The sequence below is a fragment of the Citrobacter werkmanii genome, assembly GCF_008693645.1.
Classification (GTDB): domain Bacteria; phylum Pseudomonadota; class Gammaproteobacteria; order Enterobacterales; family Enterobacteriaceae; genus Citrobacter; species Citrobacter werkmanii.
Genome location: NZ_CP044101.1, coordinates 1,332,894 through 1,351,050, shown reverse-complemented (window position 1 = coordinate 1,351,050; position 18,157 = coordinate 1,332,894). Strand labels below are relative to the sequence as shown.

The following is an 18,157-nucleotide window of genomic DNA, read 5'->3' as shown; positions in this document are numbered from 1 at the left end:
ACCTTTTTGCTGACGGAGATAGCTATGCCGGATGCCAGATTACCTATGCGCAGTGCCAAATTGTCTGCCAGCAACGTGCGCAAAACGCAAAAATGGATTAGCAAAGCTTGAGCATATCGCCTGGCGAAAAACCGTAACGACGACGAAAGGCAGTAGAGAAGTTGGTGGCGTGCTGATATCCCGACATCCAGGCTGCCTGCTGTACGCTGTATCCTTCCAGTAAATAACCGCGCGCGCGTTCCAGGCGGCAATCGCGCAGGTAATCAAAGACCGAACAGCCATAGGCTGCGCGAAACTTGCTACGCAGACTACTGGGACTCATTGCCGCGCGTTGCGCCAGTTCATTGAGCGTGTGATCATTCTCGGGATTCTGTTCCAACAGGCGACGAACGACTTCCAGCCGCTGCTGTTCACCGCTGGCGGCGAGGCGTTTGCCGCTCTCTACCTGGCACACGCTGAGGCCATGGCCGAACAGTTGCAATATCAGCCCTTCCAGCATCAACTGGCGAGAAACATTGCTCAGTGCGCTCTGCTGCGCATACTCCAGGCCGCTGAGTAAAAATCCCGGCACCTGCCAGATAAGCGTCGGCGTCTGGCATCTTTCCCACTCACGCATCAACGATTCAAGTAGCCCCGTGCGCCACGCGCCGTCGGGATACAGACCGAGCGATAAAGTTCGCAGTTTGCAGTCGGCATGATGGCGGGCGCGCATCGTCTGGTGCTCGCTCAGGCGTGAGCTAAACGCCATGCCGGAACGCACCACGTGTTCCTGGCCGTTAAGCGAGAGGATCACGCAGCCTTCCAGTACCACCAGCATATACAAGGGACTGCTGTGGCGGGAGGTGGTTTCATAGGGTTGCAACACCTGTACATCAGAGTGCGTCACGCACATCCCGCAGGGGAGCGTCATCTCTTCGATTTCACCTTGCAGCACAGGGCTAGCGGACGGCAAATCCGGCTTTTGCGCCAGCAGGGGAAAGCAATAGTCGATCCCATAACGCTCACCAAAATCCATAAACTCGCTGACGGAAAAAGTACGCGCTACGCGTCTGGACGCATTCAGAGTGGTGGTGTTGTTCATGCTGTCTTCTGCACAGAAAATGGGATTAACAGTTTTTGGTCAGGAGCAACATTACCATTCCCTGCGCGACACAACAATAATAATGAGAATTATTATCAATATGATTAAAGCACTGTCTCCCGACAACCAGCCATCTCATCAGACTGAATTTACAGCTGATGAGATGCGCATGTTCTACTGCTTGTCCTGCGTACCCTGCTGCGGCTTTTCATCAACCTGAAACACAGCCACGGCCTGGGATAGCATTGCCGACTGCTCTTCCACACTGCCTGTCGTGGCGGCGATTTCCTCAACCAGAGACGCATTTTGCTGAGTGACTTGCTCCATTTGCGTGACAGCAACGCGGATCTGCTCGATGCCGCTACTCTGTTCCCCCGATGCGCCGGATATATCTTCCATGAGTATATTGATATTGCGTATTGCCTTAGCAATGTCCGCCATCATGGCCCCACTGCTTTCAGCTATCTCCACCCCTTCCTTGACGCTGATTGCCGCCTTGGCCACCAGTTCGCTGATTTCTTTCGCTGAGGAAGCGCTACGTTGGGCAAGGGTTCTGACTTCACTCGCCACAACGGCAAATCCACGCCCGGATTCGCCAGCGCGCGCCGCTTCTACCGCGGCGTTTAAGGCGAGAATATTGGTCTGGAAAGCAATACTATCAATGACATGAGATATTTCATTCACGCTTTGCGCGTTGCGGCTGATCAGGTGAATTTTCTCAACCATGTCGCTCATTAAGCGCTCGCCACGCAATGCCATTTCCGTGCTTTCACTCGTCATGGCAGACGCCTGATGTGATTTATCGGTGTTATTTTTGGTTGTTACGGAAATCTGTTCCATACTGGCCGCCGTTTCAACCACGGCCGCAGCCTGTTGCTCCGTTCGGGTTGATAAGTCTGAATTACCCGAAGCAATTTCCTGCATGCCGATATTAATAGACTCAACGCCATCGCGAATCGTACTGACGGTCTCCCGCAGACCGTTTTGCATATGTTGTAAATTTAAACACAGTAAGCCAATTTCATTGTTACCCGGCACCTTAACGGGATGACTCAGATCGCCTTTACCAATCCGTGAAAAATGCTCAGACACGATATTTAATGGCCGAATGATTGTTCGGTTTATCCAGATATTGCAGAGAATAAAGATAAGAACCGTAACGGCCAGCAGCAAGGATATTTTAAGTATTGAGGCATTAAACTGAACATGTGTCTGCTCAACGATATTTTTACCGACCAACATGGTTGATTTGTAGTAGCTCTCAATCTCCTTATCAAAATTTTTTCGCAAAGCCAGCACCTCAGTGTTGGCATTTGTTTGTGTACCAACAATACTACCGTCAGAAATAGCCTCATTTAATTTATCAACATACTTTTGCTCAGCATTCATTTGTTGCTCAAAAGCAGTTCTGACGATTTTACCAATCTGGGGATCATCCGCCGTCAGTCCTGGTATATCCCAAAAAATAGCGAACTGCTTTCTGGCATAAGCTATCTCATCCTGCACCTGTCGCAATGTCTGTTGGGTAGCAGCCATATCTTGCAGTTGGATATTATCAAGAACGCTTCTTACCTTATAAACAGCCCCTACGACGTTATGCAGCGAATCCTGTTCCTTTACTATATTATGCAGTAGAAGGGTACTTTTTTGATTTCCTTTGAGATCGACCAACTCAAACCCATTAGAAAGGAACTGCATAAAGGTAAATACCAAAAGCAATAATAACAGACTGGTTTTAATCCTCATATTCTTTAACATTTGAACATCTCCATAACAATTAGCCAATCATCTATGACTAAATTGTTATCGACACGCCACGTAATATCTTAACCTATAAAATGGTTAATTATGAGAAAGTATCCCCGCTCAACTTAGCATAATAAATTACGTACACCGTGGTACATATGGCGGCAAATCGCCATTTTATTACCGGGAGCAATTACACTATAAAAAAACAACATTAATATTATTTATGGATGAGAAAGTAGTTATATTAAATACAATGCGCCACTGAGTATGGGCCAGATAGCCGTATCTGACCGGCATCAAGCGAACAAAGCGCCAGCCAAACGTCAGAGAATATAGACGGTCACTTTTTCCTGACGATCTGCCGGCACCCTTACCCATGACATTGAATCAACTGCAATTGTCGCCATTTCATTTTCTAACCGGAGTAGCGGCGTGCTGTTATCTGGCGCAGAAGAACTTTCGCCAATCTCGAGAATGCCCCGAAAAGATATAGATAAATTGTCAGCGGTTTCAGACAGCCTAATCCATTCGGTCTCGATCTCTAACTTTTGCTTTAACAATTCTCTGTTCATAACTTGTTCTAATCATTACTTATCAGTAAGAAACTGGAAGTGATGAAATTCATTTGAAATATCTTTCACAAACTCTACCGGCAGGTGGTGTTTGATGAAGGTTAATTTTGCGAACTCAACATCGCCATACACCCGGATACAGAAAGGTTTGACTATCTCGCCCTGAGCACCAAAGCACTCCTGGAGTCTGGTATCGTCCATAAAAATAAAGTTACCCTTTCTCACTTTAATCTTATCATGCAGGTCACGCCACTTCTCTGGTGTGAGTAGAAAGTTCTGCCATCCATTATTTCTCAACATTTCAATCGTGTGGGTGAATTTAAAATAATCATTTTGCATTGTCACATCACCACTTGAGGTGGCGTACAAGTATTCTATTTTAAATTTTAGTTGTGCATTGATACTTTTTTTCTTACCTTCATCAATTAACCATTGAAGCTCATTGGCCACACTTCGTGAAAAGAGTTTTCTTTTTTTTGCGATGGCCAACCAATGCATAATAAAAATATGCTCTGACATTTTAGAGTGGATCTTGTGATCCTGTAATGCGATACCAATTGCCACTAACGCGCTCCAGGTGAACGCTTCCAGCTCATCCTGATAATGATGCCTCGATTTACTCACTTTTCCTAAATTTTTTACCACTTAAAACCTACCCAGAAAAATCATTATTGTATTTAATTTGTTACTACTCAATTTAAAAACCTACTACAACTAAAACCTGCATAATATGATCCAGATTAATTTATCTCAATGTAAAAAAAGAGCCATGAAACACATTATTTTTATTAATCATTTATAGTTAACAAGATTGACAACAAATAATAAGAATCGCTCGATAAAGATGAAAACTAATAATTATCCCGCGTAATCAATACAACAATGTATCAAACCAGAAAACCTCCAGATTCAATAAACCGGAGGTTTGTCTGGGCCTGCAATTGTTAGTAGAAAATACCGATGATTAGCGTATGCGTAACAAAGCCGACAATCAACGGTACGGCGGTACGTTTAACCACATCGAATGGAGTTATTTTTGCCCCGCTGGAAACGGCGATCACGACGCCAGATACCGGTGAAATGGCCCGTCCCATATGCGATGCCTGCTGCATCGGCAGAATCATGGCCACGGCGTTCGCCCCCATACTGGCAGCGATTTGCGGGATAAGCTCAACGAACGCAAGAAATGGCGCATTACCCGATCCCATAATGATAGCCGCCGCAAGCGTCACCAGCGCAAACACCACCGCCATGGCAAATGGCGGCAATCCCACGTGTTCGGCCATCAGGATTAATTGATCAATCGCACCAATGACTTTAATACCATGAGCAAAAACCCCCGCCGCAACCAGCAGGCCTACCACACCGGTAAAGGCAGTACCCATTCCTTTCAGAAAATGGCTAAATCCTTCGCACACCGCCTTTAAATCTCGCACCCGCAGCCATTCAATCAACATACAAATAGCCATTGAAATAAGCACAATGGTAATGATATTCAGGTTAATACCACTGACGAACATTTCAGAGGATCCCACTGCCATCAGTATTGGAAGCATGGGAAGCAGCGCATAAAATGCGGGCGCAGTTCCTGAGTCAGTCACTTCAGCGCTCCCGATTTCCCGTGGTAAGGTCCCCGCTTTACGGTCGCAATAGCGCTGCCAGAAAAAATGGCAGACTCCCACGACCAAAACGGTAGCCAGAGCAGCCGGTCCCTGGTGGTAGACCACGTATTCCACCACATCCATATTGACCGCTTTCGATCCCCTGATAGCATCGATTGCCGTTGGGGTATACGCCACGCCCAGCGAGGTGGCAATTACCCCGGCAGCAGAGGCAGCGGAAAGCCCTAATCCCAGCATAATGGGGAACATTGTTCCCATCAGCAGTACGGCGAGTCCAGTGGCTGAAGGAATAGCTAACTGCAGGAGACTGGCGAGCAGGTACGAGAAAAAAAGCAGAATATAGGGCGAACGCAGCGCACGCAGGGGTTTTGTGACGACACGCACCACCGCCTCATTGGCTCCGATATGATCCATGTAGTGCGCAAATCCCATCAGCGCCATGATCATCAGGCCAAGATCGGCGGCTCGCGTGCTGAAGAGATCGCGCATAACCTCGAACGGATCGAGAAAGGAAATCCCCGTGCCAGCAACGCCTTTCGGTAGTACGGAACCCCACCCGGTGAGAGCGGTGCAAATCATCAGCACCAAACCCGCAATAAATAGCACGGGTTCCGCACGATAACCTTTCAGAATCAGACGAGCGACCACCACGATAACCAGCAGGGCAATTAACACCTGAATCATGACTGAGCTCTCCGCTGCGTGAACTCAGCAAAGGTTTCCTCAATGACCGCAACCACGACATCGCTGGCGGCCCGCAGTGAACGCACCGGCAGATATTCATAAATAGAGTGAAAATTATGGGCGCCGGTAAAAATATTCGGGCAAGGCAATCCTTTCTGCGATAAAACCGCACCATCATATCCGCCGCGCATGGCGACAGGTGCCGGGGTAATCCCACATTTCTGATAGGCGCGTAATGCAATATCAATCGGGTAGTGAGCATCACCCTGCAAGCTATTGAACACGTTCGCATAGCGATCGGCTAAATGACAGACCACGCTATTTTCGCCCCATAGTGCGCAGGTACTGACGGCAAGCTGACGGATAAATGCCATACGCGCCTTATAGCCTTCTTCAGTGAAGTCGCGGATATCCAGCTTAAGCACCGTGCGGGCGCTGTTACCCTGCAACTGCTTAACCCAGTAATAACCTTCGCGCCCTTCCGTATATTCAGGCGCTTCTCCGCCAGGCAGCATCGCAATAAACTTATGCGCCATCAGCAGCGAGTTCTTCAGCTTACCTTTGGCTGACATGGGGTGCGCAGACTGGCCGGTAAAGATGATTTCCGCATCGCCCGCATTCCAGTTCTCATAAACAAACTCGCCGATACCGCAACAATCCAGGGTGTAACCAAAATCAGCGCCGAAGCTGGCAACATCAAAAGCTTTTGCGCCACGCAATCCTTGCTCTTCATCAGGCACAAAACCCACCTTCACCGGTCCATGTTTGATTTCCGGATGTGCCACCAGATACTGTAATGCGTTCATAATTGCGGCGATGGCTGCTTTATCATCAGCCCCTAACAGGCTGGTTCCGTCAGTGACCAATAGATCATCACCGATATAATTTTTCAGTTCCGGGAACTCGCTTTCGCGCAGAAAAATATTCAGTTCTTTGTTCAGGCACAAATCCCCACCGCTATAGTGAAGACGTTGCGCATTTGTGTCCGCAGTCTGTTCCGCGCTGGTATCCAGATGTCCAAAGAATGAAACGACAGGAACCGTGTCATCGGTGTTCCCGGGCAGTGTAGCCGTTACGATGGCGGTATCCCTGACCTCAATGTTTTCCATTCCTAATGCTTCAAGTTCTGCTGCAAGCAGTTTTGCCAGTACCATTTGACCAGCAGAAGAAGGCATTATCCCATTTGCGCCATTTTCTCTTGAAGTCGTGGTATTAATTTTGGTGTAGTTGATAAAACGTTCAACAATATCCATTCCAGGAGGTCCTTTAATATTTTATTGACGAAATACTGTGAGAGGGGCTCGCGTACAGCGCGAGTGATATTAAACAGGGAACCAGATAAAATCAGCGTTCATCCCGGAACGCTGATTTTATGAGCATTACGACGTTGATTTATACCCTAAATAATTCGAGTTGCAGGAAGGCGGCGACGCAGCGAATTCCCAGGAGCATACATAAGTACGTGACTGGGCGAGCGATGAAAGCCAACGCACATGCAGCTCGAAGTATGACGGGTATATATATGAATATAATGAAATGAGTCATTACGTCGGTGACAAAAACGCCTTACTGATGGGTAAAACCATACTCCCTGTCCATGTTCACTGCTATTTCCCATGGTGTTTAGCTAACAGAAATCATAAACGGCACTCGTAAGCCCAAGAGATAATAGAAATCATTTAGACTCCACTTCTCTATACCGGCCCAAGAGATAGCATTGCTATATTTTTTTAATGAACGAATACGGTGTCAGCAACATGCAACCGTTTGCACTTCTCTAGAAATAGCCACTTAGCGCACTAAAATCCGTGAGCAAACTCACAATTATATCAATAGCAAAAATTTCTATCATACTGAAAAACCGTGAATTATAAGAAATGCTATATAGTCCCCTGGTAAATAGATTCATTATGATACTATTCGACATTACCTTATTATCGATGGATAATACTTCCCTAACCGTTAATTTTAAACATTACCTACCATAATATTGGTATATATTGGTGATTAATAAAATCCTGCACCGGCAAAAAAAACCTCTGCCCTGAGAAGAGATTCAGGGCAGAGGTAATACGGGTGTTAAGGACAGATTTATAGTTTTAGTGATAACGGAAGAGCTTCTTGCGGAACCGAGTATACACAATTCATCGCATTAAGAAAATTCTTAAAATCAATTAATCACAAATTCGGTCGAAAACCATTAAAATAATAAAAAACGCCTTATCAAAACAGCAAATAAAGCGACAAAAAGATTAATCCATCCTAATCAATTGCGTGGCCCCAAATGCGCTCACAGTGCCGCGTTACCACAGATAACACCTTATGCGCAGACAGAATATCAAATTAATTTAATATTTTAATAGACACCTGACATAACAAAAATTTGCAGTTAATAAAGTCACTAAACGCTATAACTCGCTATAGATCACATTTTATGTACAAGGAGTTTTCTCTGGAGATTCTGGCTGGTATGATTCATCAGGTAAATACCTTTCAACTCAACCCGAGGCTTTGATGCTGGAGAATGTAATCATCAGATAATCAGCTTGCCGACCTTTTCAGGACGGACTGGTTATCAATGCGCCGAAATCGAATGCGGACACCGCAGTGTGTTTGCACGTTTTGCACATGATGATTAAACAGGTTTTCCAGTATGAATTTATCCCGTCAGGAACAACGTACCTTACACGTTCTCGCCAAAGGTGGTCGTATCGTTCACGTCCGCGACGCCTCAGGCCGCGTCACCTCCGTCGAATGCTACAGCCGCGAAGGACTACTGCTCTGCGACTGCACCCTCGCCGTGTTCAAAAAACTCAGAACCAAAAAGCTGATCAAATCTGTCAATGGTCAGCCCTATCGCATCAATACTACCGGGCTGAACAACGTTCGCGCCCAACTGGATAATCGCTAAGGAGAGAGAGATGGATATCCCAAAAATTTTTACTATCAGCGAAAGCGCTCATCGCATCCATAATCCGTTCACCGCGCAGAAATACGCCACGTTAGGCCAGGTGCTGCGCATGGAACCGGGAACCCGCATTCTGGATCTCGGCAGCGGCTCGGGCGAGATGTTGTGCACCTGGGCGCGCGATCATGGCATTTTCGGCATCGGTATCGATATGAGCCAGCTGTTTAGCAAGCAGGCAACGCTGCGCGCAGCAGAACTGGGCGTCAGTCAGCAGGTGAGTTTTGTTCACGCCGATGCAACGGGCTATATCGCTGAAGAAAAATGCGATATTGCCGCCTGCGTGGGCGCAACCTGGATTGCAGGCGGCGTCGCCGGAACGGTCAGACAACTGGAGCAGAGTCTTAAGCCTGGCGGAATCATACTCATCGGTGAACCGTACTGGCGCCAGATACCCGCAACAGAGGAAATCGCCCAGTCCTGCGGCGCGACCGCTGTCGCCGATTTTCTTTCCCTGGCGGAACTCATTGCTTCTTTTGACCCGCTCGGCTATGACGTGGTTGAAATGGTTCTGGCTGACCAGGAAGGTTGGGACAGGTACGAGGCGGCAAAATGGTTGACGATGCGCCGCTGGCTGGAAGCTAATCAGGACGATGAGTTTGCAACTGAAGTCAGGGAGCAACTGAGAAGTTCACCGGGACGCCACGTCACCTTCACCCGGGAATACATCGGCTGGGGCGTGTTCGCACTCATGAAGAGGTAAGATGTGTGGTCGGTATAGCCGGGAGGTTATACCGACTTGCTCATCACTTTGCCGCTGGCTGCATTAATACTTCAACAAATTTAGCCAGCCACTGCGGATGCGCGGGCCAGGCTGGCGCAGTCACCAGATTACCGTCGACGTAGGCTTGATCAATGCCGATATCCGCATAATGTCCGCCGCTCAAACGCACTTCAGGCGCGCAGGCCGGGTAGGCGCTACAGGTACGGTTTTCTAATATCCCTGCTGCCGCCAATAGCTGAGGGCCATGGCAGACGGCGGCGATAGGTTTACCCGCTGAGTTGAAATCCTGCACCAGTTGAATGACCTCCGGGTTCAGACGGAGATATTCCGGAGCGCGCCCGCCGGGGATCACCAACGCGTCGTAATCAACGGCCCGTGCTTCGGCAAAATTCGCATTCAACGTAAAACGGTGTCCCGGTTTTTCGCTGTAGGTTTGCGCCCCATCAAAATCATGAATCGCCGTTTGAACGTAATCCCCCTGACGCTTATCCGGACAGACTGCATCAACACGATGGCCCAGCATTTGCAACGCCTGGAAAGGAACCATCGTTTCATAATCTTCGACATAATCGCCAACTAACATCAGTATTTTCTTCATTCACGTCCCCCACTCACGGTTATTAATGATGAGAAATAGCGGCCATCTTTACTATAGTCCACGCGATAGGCGACATTGATAAATACAGCAGAACATTCGGTCTGATCACAATCTGCGCCAAGGCCCGCCAGATGGCGGCCTCAACGTAAACCTGCATGGTAAAATAGAGTTAATAAATATAAATTATATATAGCTGAGAAGTTTTAATATCAGCCAGCACCATCCATAACTTTATTATTTAATAAAATTATGCGCACTCGCGTTATTATCTATTATTATTTTATTCGCCTGCAGTCAGGTGAAAATACGCAAAGATTATTCCCATGATGACAAGATGTTCGTTCGTCAGGCAAGGATTGGGTATGCTACTCGCCACGTGCCTGTGCGGGCCGGTCGGTCAATCGGCTGGCGGCGTTGGAATTCACTGCGCGACGCAGCAGTTGCCCTGTTAATCATTCGCGATGGCATGTTTTGCAGGAGAGTGGGGATACTCGCGTTCCTGGCCACAAAAAAAGATTTCCTTAGAAAGGTATGACCACAGAGTAACTTAAAAAACAAAGCAACAAAATTAACAATAATGAAATAAATAATACTAATTAATAACACTTCAATAGCTTTCATCGATCTTTCATCGTATTTACGATCTGCCAAACCTATCGTTTAAATCTATCAAAACATTTATATTGATCGTTTTTATCGATCGTATATTCTGTATGAAATAAATGCTATTGACGGCATTTTTATTACTAGCGCAGTCAGAAAAATTCTTCTCTCTTGCGTTGTGTCGCACCAGAAAATTATCAAGGATTACGCTTAAAAACTTACGTAACATCTATTCAAATAGATTTCGATTAGCAAGAACATCCAAAAATACACACTTTCAGCACCCGGGCTAACAGGTTTTAAGTAGCTTGCTTACATTGAGAGCGGTGATAACTCACTGAGAATTGCGCATGATGATATCGTTAAAAAAAACGGAAAATATAAATTTCGTTAATACATTTAAAGACTATTTTTGTGTAGGCATCGCATTTTTTGCTTTACAGTTTGTCGCTGGTCATCTCAGTAAGCAGGAAGATATTGCGGGTGCAACCCTGCATTTTTACGATCTCACTTTACCTCTCATTTCCGCATTACTGGTTTTATACAGGCAAAAGGCATTCCCCATTTTAGGTGCCTTTTTCTTGTATGCGCTCTACTCTTACTCATTAGATTCGCTGCTAACGTTATCAGCTCAGGTACTGGCCGCACTCATTAGCCAGACATTCTATGTGTTCTCGACAGGTAAACGAAGTGCCGTAAGCTTTGGCCGCAGCCAGCTTACAACCCTACGTATTGTTTGGCTGGTGTGCTGCAATTCATTACTCTTTATCTCGATTGAGCACTGGTTCCAGTCGCGAGTTATTTCTGAACCAATGACTCATCTTTTTACACTGCAAACATTAATTAACTTGCAGTGGTTGATGAACTCTTGCCTGACAGGGATCCCTTTTTGTTACCTGTTGCTCAGAAGCGTTCAAAATCCAGTGTGGTGTATTTTACACATCAGGCATGTGAAGACATTGATAAAATCCGGCCCACCTATTTTATGTCAAGTATTATGGCTGGTCCTGTTAGTCTGCATTATGTCCGCTTTGATTGTCAGCAGACAGGATATACTCATATTTACTGACTACTCATTACTGTGGCTTCTTCCGCTCATGCTATGGGGAGTGATCTGTATTGGTCATGCTTTCATATCCCCTGTTTGGGTAGCGATGCTCATCTTGCTAGGATATAACATAAATAGTTATATCCCACCCGCTGACGATAAAAACTATTTACATAGTCTGGTGATTTCTTCTACGGTCGTGTTTGTCTTTTCGCTGACGATTGTCGTTGCCGGTGTACTTGCCATTCGTAACCGAAAATACCTCCGACGCCTCAAACAACTTTTTAGATCAGAGCCTAATACTGGACTGCCTAACTTTCAGGCCCTGCAAATGGATATTCGTAAATACTCAACTGAGTGTCTGTGTTACATCCGTTGTACTGAACTGAACACGCTAGAGCAAACGCATGGTATCGAGTTCCGTTTTGAGTTTGTAAAAGGGTTAAGCACCTATGTGCGTAAATTAATAAGCGGTTACGATAATATCTATTATGCCCCAGGTCACGGGATAATTCTTCGCCTTAATGCCATACCTGACATTTCTGAACTGTATAAAAAACTGAACTCTTTCCGTTTTATCTGGAAAGACTACCAATTGGGGTTATCTTGCGGTATGGCGTATACCACTGAGAAAAACCTGATTAAAAATTTATCGCTAGCTATTAAGCAGCTTAATACCCAAAGTTACATCTCGTTGATGCAGGGGCAACCGTTATTACTCAACCCACAAATGCCGGGTGATAGAATTGTCAGTCAGGCTGTGATTCGTCATATGTTGCAAAAAGCTATCGACAGACAATCGTTTGAACTTATGGCTCAACCTATCGTATCAACAATGTTGGTTGTTCAACCGATCGTGTCAACCACTGGACTGACACGTTATCACGAGATACTTATTCGGATAAAAATGGTTGATGGTAAATTAATCTTTCCAGATACCATCCTACCGGTTGCACGCGAGGCAGGACTACTCCCTGCGCTGGATATCACCGTGATTGAACAGACATTTCGTTTTATACAGTCACGGCAGAAATCTGAACCCAACAGTCATTTCTCTATTAACCTGACCCCAGATTCGCTTAATAAAATTGATTTTCTTGATAATGTTTTTACCTTGTTTAGAAAATACGCCATCGCACCAGAACGTATCATTTTTGAAGTCATTGAATCAGATATCATTGATAACGCCAATGTCACTGATGTTCTGAGAGCATTACGTAAAGCCGGTTCGAAAATTGCTATTGATGATTTTGGAACCGGAGCATCCAGTTATTCTCGTTTACGAACGTTAGACGCTGACATTCTGAAGATTGATGGCTCATTCATCCGTAATATTCTGACCGATGAGTTTAGTCGATGCGCGGTCAGATCATTCTGCGAAGTGGCGAAACTGAAAAAAATGGAAGTCGTCGCGGAGTTTGTTGAAAATGAGGAAATTGAAAAGATGCTAATCACGATGGGTATTGGTTGGTTACAGGGATACCATATAGGAAAACCCGTTCCTATAGAGTTAGCTCAATTGTAATTCAGTTATTATAATAATAATTATCTTACAACATTGATTCACTTACCGGCTCCCGTGCCGGTTTTTTTATTGCCTAATGCAAGCTGTACATTAATTAAAGCAGCTATGCCGCAACTGTCTGCCGCGGCATAGCGTATTTTATTTTTAGCCCAATTCAGCCGAAAGCTATTGTTGATTCCGCTTCCATTACTCCCAGGCCCGCTCAGTTTTCGCCGCGTCAAACTGCGGCGGCGGCTTACGAAAACGTCCGGTCAGCCAGGCGAGATACACCAACCCTAACCCGGCCCATACCAGTCCCAGCGTCAGCGATGTCACCTCCAGATTGACCCACAGTACGGCAACCGTGGCGGCGCCAACCATTGGCAATACCAGATAGTGCAATTTCTCCTGCCAGGTATGTTTACGTCCTTCACGCCGCCAGAAGTGGTTAAACACCGACAAATTGACGAACGTAAAGGCCACCAGCGCGCCAAAGTTAATCAACGCCGTGGCGGTCACCAGGTCAAAAAACAGCGCCGACAGCGCCACAATGCCGACCATAATGACGTTTAGCGCAGGGGTACGCCATTTCGGATGGACATAACCGAAGTACTTCTCCGGGAAGACGTTATCCCGGCCCATCACGTACAGCAGACGGGATACACTGGCATGCGACGCCAGGCCTGACGCCAGCGTATTCACAAAGGTCGTACACAGGAAAATGGACTGGAACAGTTTGCCGCCGACATACAGCGCAATCTCCGGCAGCGCCGCATCCGGGTCTTTAAAGCGGCTAATATCCGGGAAAAACAGCTGCATAAAGAACGAAGCGGCAATGAAGATCAACCCACCGTACAGGGCGGTGAGGAAAATAGCTTTCGGGATGGTACGCGCCGCATCCGGCGTCTCTTCAGAAAGCGTCGTCACCGCATCAAAGCCGAGGAACGAGAAGCAGACGATGGTCGCCCCGGTGATTATTGGGATCAAATGTGCATTCTGGCTAATAAATGGTTGCAGCGACCAGACGGTGCCGACCCCCTCGCCTTTATGCAGTCCCTGTACCACGAGGAAGATAAACACGGCGATTATCGCCACCTGCACCAGCACAAACAGCGCATTGAAGTTCGCCACCAGATTAACGCTTTTCAAATTGGCCGCGGTGAGGATCGCCACGAACATCACCACCCAAATCCATGGCGCAACCTCCGGGAACAGCGCGGAGAGGTAAATTTTCGCCAGCAGGACGTTAATCATCGGCAGGAAAAGGTAGTCAAGCAGCGACGACCAGCCAACCATAAACCCCACGTGCGGATTGATGGCTTTTTGCGCATAGGTGTAGGCCGAACCGGCCTGCGGAAACTGGCGTACCAGCTTACCGTAACTGATGGCGGTGAACAGCACCCCCGCCAGGGCCAGCAGATAGGAGGCCGGAACATGGCCATTGCTGACGCCCGAAACAATCCCAAAGGTGTCAAACACCGTCATCGGCGTGAGATAGGCCAACCCCATCACCACCACCTGCCACAGTTTCAGGGATTTTCGCAGTTGTGTTTTGCCCGGCTGGGCTGCAACGTCCACAGGAGAATTAGTCGACATAGCGATCCTCCCCGCAACGAGTCCAGGTCTGCGTTCGAAACGTTGGTAACGCAAACCTGAGTCGTGTCGGGGCGGATCTCCAAAAGTAAGGCGTCAATGTCGTACGGCAAAGGTGTGGTCCGTACTTACTGCGGGAGCCATGGATGCTCACGCGGGGCTGGTTTTTAAACACTGGCATCATCACATTTCCTCGTCACAAACTCTGTCGGTTATCTGAAGACCCGTTGTCGCCCGCGCTCCATTACGCGACATCCGGGAAATGGCAGGTATTCCTGCAATTTTTACGGGCTGGCTCCGCTCAGCCCGCATGATGCGACTTCTTTTTAAATGACCTGTACGACGGTCAGGCGTTTTTCAACATCCACTCAATTTCAGTGTCGGTGATAAGACGTTCAAACTGGATTAATTCATCGTTTTTACAGGCGTGATACACGTGGCTAAAACGCTCACCCAATAATTCACGCAGACTGTCGTTTTGCATAAACTCCCACAGCGCATCGCTCTGACGGATCGGGAACGGCAAACCTTCCTGCTCCAGTCCGTTGCCTTCCACCTCTTCCTGTAACGGCAGCTCGTTATCCAGACCATGGAGGATCCCGGCCAGAATGGTCGACATCACCAGATAAGGGTTGGCATCAGCCCCCGCCACACGGTATTCAACCCGATGATTATCACGATCGCCGCAGGGAATGCGCAGCGCCACCGTACGGTTGTTATGCCCCCAGGAAGCCTGGGTAGGGACGTACATCCCCGGTTGGAAGCGACGATAAGAGTTCACATTTGGCGCCAGCAGCGCCATTGACGCGGGCATCAGATCAATCATCCCGGCAAGCGCACGCTTAAGTAACGCGGAATCATCGCCATTCGCATCGGCCAGCACGTTCTCGCCTTTGTTATTCATAATGCTGATGTGGATATGCATCCCGCTACCGGCATGCTCCTCATAGGGCTTTGCCATAAAGGTGGCATGCATCTTATGTTTCTCCGCCACCAGCCGCACCAGGCGCTTCAGCGCCAGCGCATCGTCACAGGCGTCGAGTACGTTATCGGTATGGATGAGATTGATTTCAAACTGACCAGGAGATGCTTCGGCCACCGCACCGTCGGCCGGGATCAACTGCAGACGGGCCAGTTCGTCGATATCGTTCAGCACATCAGCAAAGTGGTTCAGGTTATCAACGGAGTAAACCTGACTTTGGGTATTACGATCGTCCGTTCCCGGCGCGCATGGCGGCTGCAGATAGCCTTCGGGATCGCGCTTGCGATCGAGTAAATAGAACTCCAGCTCTACCGCTACGACGGGGAACAAACCGCGCTGGCGCATTTTCTGCCAGAGTCGGTTGAGAACGTTCCGCGGCTCAACGTCAAAGGGAGCGCCATCTTCATCCAGCATTGTCAGCATCATCTGGCCAATAAATTCCGGATCGGCGGCCGAAGGGGTTAACGTTCCGAGTACCGGCACACAGGTCCTGTCCGGTTCGCCAAGTTCTTGTCCTAATCCCGCCTCTTCCACCACATTGCCCAGAATGTCCATCGCGAACACCGATGCGGGAAAATAACAGCCCTTCTCTAACTTAGACAATCCCGACACGGGAATGCGTTTACCGCGAAAACAACCGTTAAGGTCGGTTAACAGCACATCGACAAACTGCGTGTTGGGATAACGTTCCAGATATTGCTTCACTTCGCGCGCAAACGCGCTACTTCGCCTCTCTTCAGAATGCTGAACAAAATTCTCAACTTCTACGATATTGGTTTCCATGATTCACCGCCGTTGGCCTGGTAAGCTTTCTGTGATTTGACTGTTAAATATAATGTCCACCCTTCGACTCTGGATGCAAACAATTTGTTTGTCAAATGTTAAATTATGTTTGCTAGAAGGTTATTATGCTGCTAGATTGAGAAAATAATGAACGGAATTGCACAACAAGGAACCGTTTGGCAATAATTTATTCCAAAACGTGAGGTCGATCATGGGCAATATATTTGACAAGCCAGTTATTGGTGTAGTGATGTGTAGGAACAGGCTTAAGGGTCACGAGACCCAGACTCTGCAAGAAAAGTACCTGAATGCGGTTTTGAATGCCGGTGGATTACCGATAGCGTTACCTCATGCGCTCGCGGAGCCAGAATTACTGAACGCGCTGTTACCAAAACTGGATGGTATCTTCCTGCCTGGAAGCCCAAGCAATGTGCAACCGCACCTCTATGGTGAAAATGGCGATGAGTCTGACGCCGATCCGGGGCGTGATCTTCTGAGCATGGCGCTAATTACCGCCGGGCTCGAAAGGCGCATTCCCATTTTCGCCATCTGCCGGGGCTTACAGGAATTAGTTGTCGCCACTGGCGGGACTCTGTATCGTCGCCTGTGCGATCACTCACAGTTCCTGGAACATCGTGAAGATGCGGAACTCCCGGTGGAGCAGCAATACGCCCCATCTCATGAAGTCCAGGTTCAACAGGGAGGATTGCTGTCGCAATTAATACCAGGTTGCAGCACGTTTTGGGTTAACTCCTTACATGGTCAGGGCGCAAAAACGCTTGGCCCGCAGCTGCGTGTGGAAGCACGATCGCAGGATGGATTAGTGGAAGCGGCCAGCGTTCACGACCATCCTTTTGCGCTCGGCGTGCAGTGGCACCCGGAATGGAACAGTAGCGAATACGCCCTGTCGCGTTTGTTACTTGAAGGTTTTATCACCGCTTGTCAGAACCACCTCGCTGAAAAACAGCGACTCTGACCACTACTGTTAAGGAAATGCAATTATGAGCGATGACGGCCTGGCGCCGGGTAAACGTTTGTCAGAGATCCGCCAGCAATTGGGTCTTTCGCAACGTCGTGCCGCCGAACTGTCTGGGTTGACGCATAGCGCCATCAGTACCATAGAGCAGGACAAAGTCAGTCCTGCCATCAGTACGCTGCAAAAGCTATTGAAAGTATATGGGCTGTCGCTCTCCGAGTTCTTCGCGGAACCGGAAAAGCCTGACGAACCGCAGGTGGTTATCAATCAGGATGATTTGATTGAGATCGGGAGTCAGGGAGTATCCATGAAGTTAGTTCACAACGGAAATCCGAATCGTACGCTGGCAATGATGTTTGAAACCTATCAGCCAGGCACGACAACCGGGGAGAGAATTAAACACCAGGGTGAAGAGATTGGGACAATACTGGAAGGTGAAGTCGTTTTGACCATCAACGGTCAAACGTATCATCTTGTTGCAGGGCAAAGTTATGCCATTAACACCGGCATTCCACACAGCTTCAGCAACACCTCGGCAGGGATCTGCCGCATTATCAGTGCCCACACTCCCACCACATTCTAATAAGTAGCGGCCTGAGTTTCTCAGGCCTTCTTAAATAACGCGCATTAACAGGGTAAATCCCTGGGGCATCGTGCAGCCTGATTTTGCCTG

13 protein-coding genes and 2 pseudogenes are annotated in these 18,157 nt (G+C 47.8%); 5 read left to right on the top strand and 10 right to left on the bottom strand.

Annotated elements, in window-relative coordinates; genetic code table 11:
• Positions 1-97 precede the first annotated feature (97 nt).
• From FOB24_RS07085 to pepT, 7 genes and pseudogenes are all read right to left on the bottom strand, one after another.
• Entirely contained in the window at positions 98-1,081 is a 984-nt protein-coding gene (locus FOB24_RS07085) for a helix-turn-helix transcriptional regulator (RefSeq protein WP_150344714.1), read from the bottom strand.
• 174 nt (positions 1,082-1,255) lie between these two features.
• A pseudogene (locus FOB24_RS24690) lies at positions 1,256-1,804 on the bottom strand (methyl-accepting chemotaxis protein); the annotation flags it as partial.
• 306 nt (positions 1,805-2,110) lie between these two features.
• Positions 2,111-2,779, bottom strand: a pseudogene (locus FOB24_RS24685) (HAMP domain-containing protein); the annotation flags it as partial.
• A 374-nt stretch (positions 2,780-3,153) separates the two neighbouring features.
• Positions 3,154-3,402 carry a hypothetical protein gene (locus FOB24_RS07075; protein WP_069323896.1) on the bottom strand — a complete coding sequence of 83 codons (249 nt, stop codon included), beginning with the start codon at positions 3,400-3,402 and terminating at the stop codon, positions 3,154-3,156.
• A gap of 15 nt (positions 3,403-3,417) precedes the next feature.
• On the bottom strand, positions 3,418-4,047 hold the full coding sequence (locus FOB24_RS07070; RefSeq protein ID WP_069323895.1) for a DUF2913 family protein: 630 nt from the start codon (positions 4,045-4,047) through the stop codon (positions 3,418-3,420).
• A 299-nt stretch (positions 4,048-4,346) separates the two neighbouring features.
• Positions 4,347-5,708: a C4-dicarboxylate transporter DcuC gene (dcuC, locus tag FOB24_RS07065; protein ID WP_038637951.1), complete on the bottom strand. Its 1,362-nt coding sequence runs from the start codon at positions 5,706-5,708 to the stop codon at positions 4,347-4,349.
• On the bottom strand, positions 5,705-6,961 hold the full coding sequence (gene pepT / locus FOB24_RS07060) for a peptidase T (protein WP_038637948.1): 1,257 nt from the start codon (positions 6,959-6,961) through the stop codon (positions 5,705-5,707). Before pepT ends, dcuC begins: the two co-directional genes overlap by 4 nt.
• A gap of 1,400 nt (positions 6,962-8,361) precedes the next feature.
• Between pepT and FOB24_RS07055 the strand changes: the two genes are divergently transcribed.
• Both FOB24_RS07055 and FOB24_RS07050 read left to right on the top strand, forming a co-directional pair.
• A complete protein-coding gene (locus FOB24_RS07055) occupies positions 8,362-8,619 on the top strand; it encodes a YjhX family toxin (RefSeq protein ID WP_042310296.1) in 258 nt (85 codons plus the stop codon).
• A 10-nt stretch (positions 8,620-8,629) separates the two neighbouring features.
• Positions 8,630-9,376 carry an SAM-dependent methyltransferase gene (locus FOB24_RS07050; RefSeq protein WP_069323894.1) on the top strand — a complete coding sequence of 249 codons (747 nt, stop codon included), beginning with the start codon at positions 8,630-8,632 and terminating at the stop codon, positions 9,374-9,376.
• 43 nt (positions 9,377-9,419) lie between these two features.
• Here the strand turns inward: FOB24_RS07050 and FOB24_RS07045 are convergent, their stop codons facing one another.
• Positions 9,420-9,995, bottom strand: a complete 576-nt coding sequence (locus tag FOB24_RS07045) for a DJ-1/PfpI family protein (protein ID WP_087857002.1) — start codon at positions 9,993-9,995, stop codon at positions 9,420-9,422.
• A 953-nt stretch (positions 9,996-10,948) separates the two neighbouring features.
• Here FOB24_RS07045 and FOB24_RS07040 point away from each other — a divergent pair.
• Entirely contained in the window at positions 10,949-13,171 is a 2,223-nt protein-coding gene (locus FOB24_RS07040) for an EAL domain-containing protein (protein WP_150344713.1), read from the top strand.
• A 186-nt stretch (positions 13,172-13,357) separates the two neighbouring features.
• Here the strand turns inward: FOB24_RS07040 and FOB24_RS07035 are convergent, their stop codons facing one another.
• Both FOB24_RS07035 and FOB24_RS07030 read right to left on the bottom strand, forming a co-directional pair.
• Complete coding sequence (locus FOB24_RS07035; RefSeq protein ID WP_038637934.1) at positions 13,358-14,746, bottom strand: APC family permease; 1,389 nt, start codon at positions 14,744-14,746, stop codon at positions 13,358-13,360.
• A 343-nt stretch (positions 14,747-15,089) separates the two neighbouring features.
• Positions 15,090-16,508 (bottom strand): glutamine synthetase family protein, encoded by a 1,419-nt coding sequence (locus FOB24_RS07030; RefSeq protein WP_085047687.1) that lies wholly within the window; start codon positions 16,506-16,508, stop codon positions 15,090-15,092.
• Between the two features lie 211 nt (positions 16,509-16,719).
• Here FOB24_RS07030 and puuD point away from each other — a divergent pair, with 211 nt between their 5' ends.
• Positions 16,720-17,484 (top strand): gamma-glutamyl-gamma-aminobutyrate hydrolase, encoded by a 765-nt coding sequence (puuD, locus tag FOB24_RS07025; protein ID WP_003838709.1) that lies wholly within the window; start codon positions 16,720-16,722, stop codon positions 17,482-17,484.
• 25 nt (positions 17,485-17,509) lie between these two features.
• Positions 17,510-18,067, top strand: a complete 558-nt coding sequence (puuR, locus tag FOB24_RS07020; protein ID WP_038637926.1) for an HTH-type transcriptional regulator PuuR — start codon at positions 17,510-17,512, stop codon at positions 18,065-18,067.
• Positions 18,068-18,157 lie beyond the last annotated feature (90 nt).

Coding starts and splice junctions, on each gene's coding strand:
- FOB24_RS07085 (WP_150344714.1), bottom strand. CDS start 1,081: ATGAACAACACCACCACTCTGAATGCGTCCAGACGCGTAGCGCGTACT.
- FOB24_RS07075 (WP_069323896.1), bottom strand. CDS start 3,402: ATGAACAGAGAATTGTTAAAGCAAAAGTTAGAGATCGAGACCGAATGG.
- dcuC (WP_038637951.1), bottom strand. CDS start 5,708: ATGATTCAGGTGTTAATTGCCCTGCTGGTTATCGTGGTGGTCGCTCGT.
- pepT (WP_038637948.1), bottom strand. CDS start 6,961: ATGGATATTGTTGAACGTTTTATCAACTACACCAAAATTAATACCACG.
- FOB24_RS07055 (WP_042310296.1), top strand. CDS start 8,362: ATGAATTTATCCCGTCAGGAACAACGTACCTTACACGTTCTCGCCAAA.
- FOB24_RS07050 (WP_069323894.1), top strand. CDS start 8,630: ATGGATATCCCAAAAATTTTTACTATCAGCGAAAGCGCTCATCGCATC.
- FOB24_RS07045 (WP_087857002.1), bottom strand. CDS start 9,995: ATGAAGAAAATACTGATGTTAGTTGGCGATTATGTCGAAGATTATGAA.
- FOB24_RS07040 (WP_150344713.1), top strand. CDS start 10,949: ATGATGATATCGTTAAAAAAAACGGAAAATATAAATTTCGTTAATACA.
- FOB24_RS07035 (WP_038637934.1), bottom strand. CDS start 14,746: ATGTCGACTAATTCTCCTGTGGACGTTGCAGCCCAGCCGGGCAAAACA.
- FOB24_RS07030 (WP_085047687.1), bottom strand. CDS start 16,508: ATGGAAACCAATATCGTAGAAGTTGAGAATTTTGTTCAGCATTCTGAA.
- puuD (WP_003838709.1), top strand. CDS start 16,720: ATGGGCAATATATTTGACAAGCCAGTTATTGGTGTAGTGATGTGTAGG.
- puuR (WP_038637926.1), top strand. CDS start 17,510: ATGAGCGATGACGGCCTGGCGCCGGGTAAACGTTTGTCAGAGATCCGC.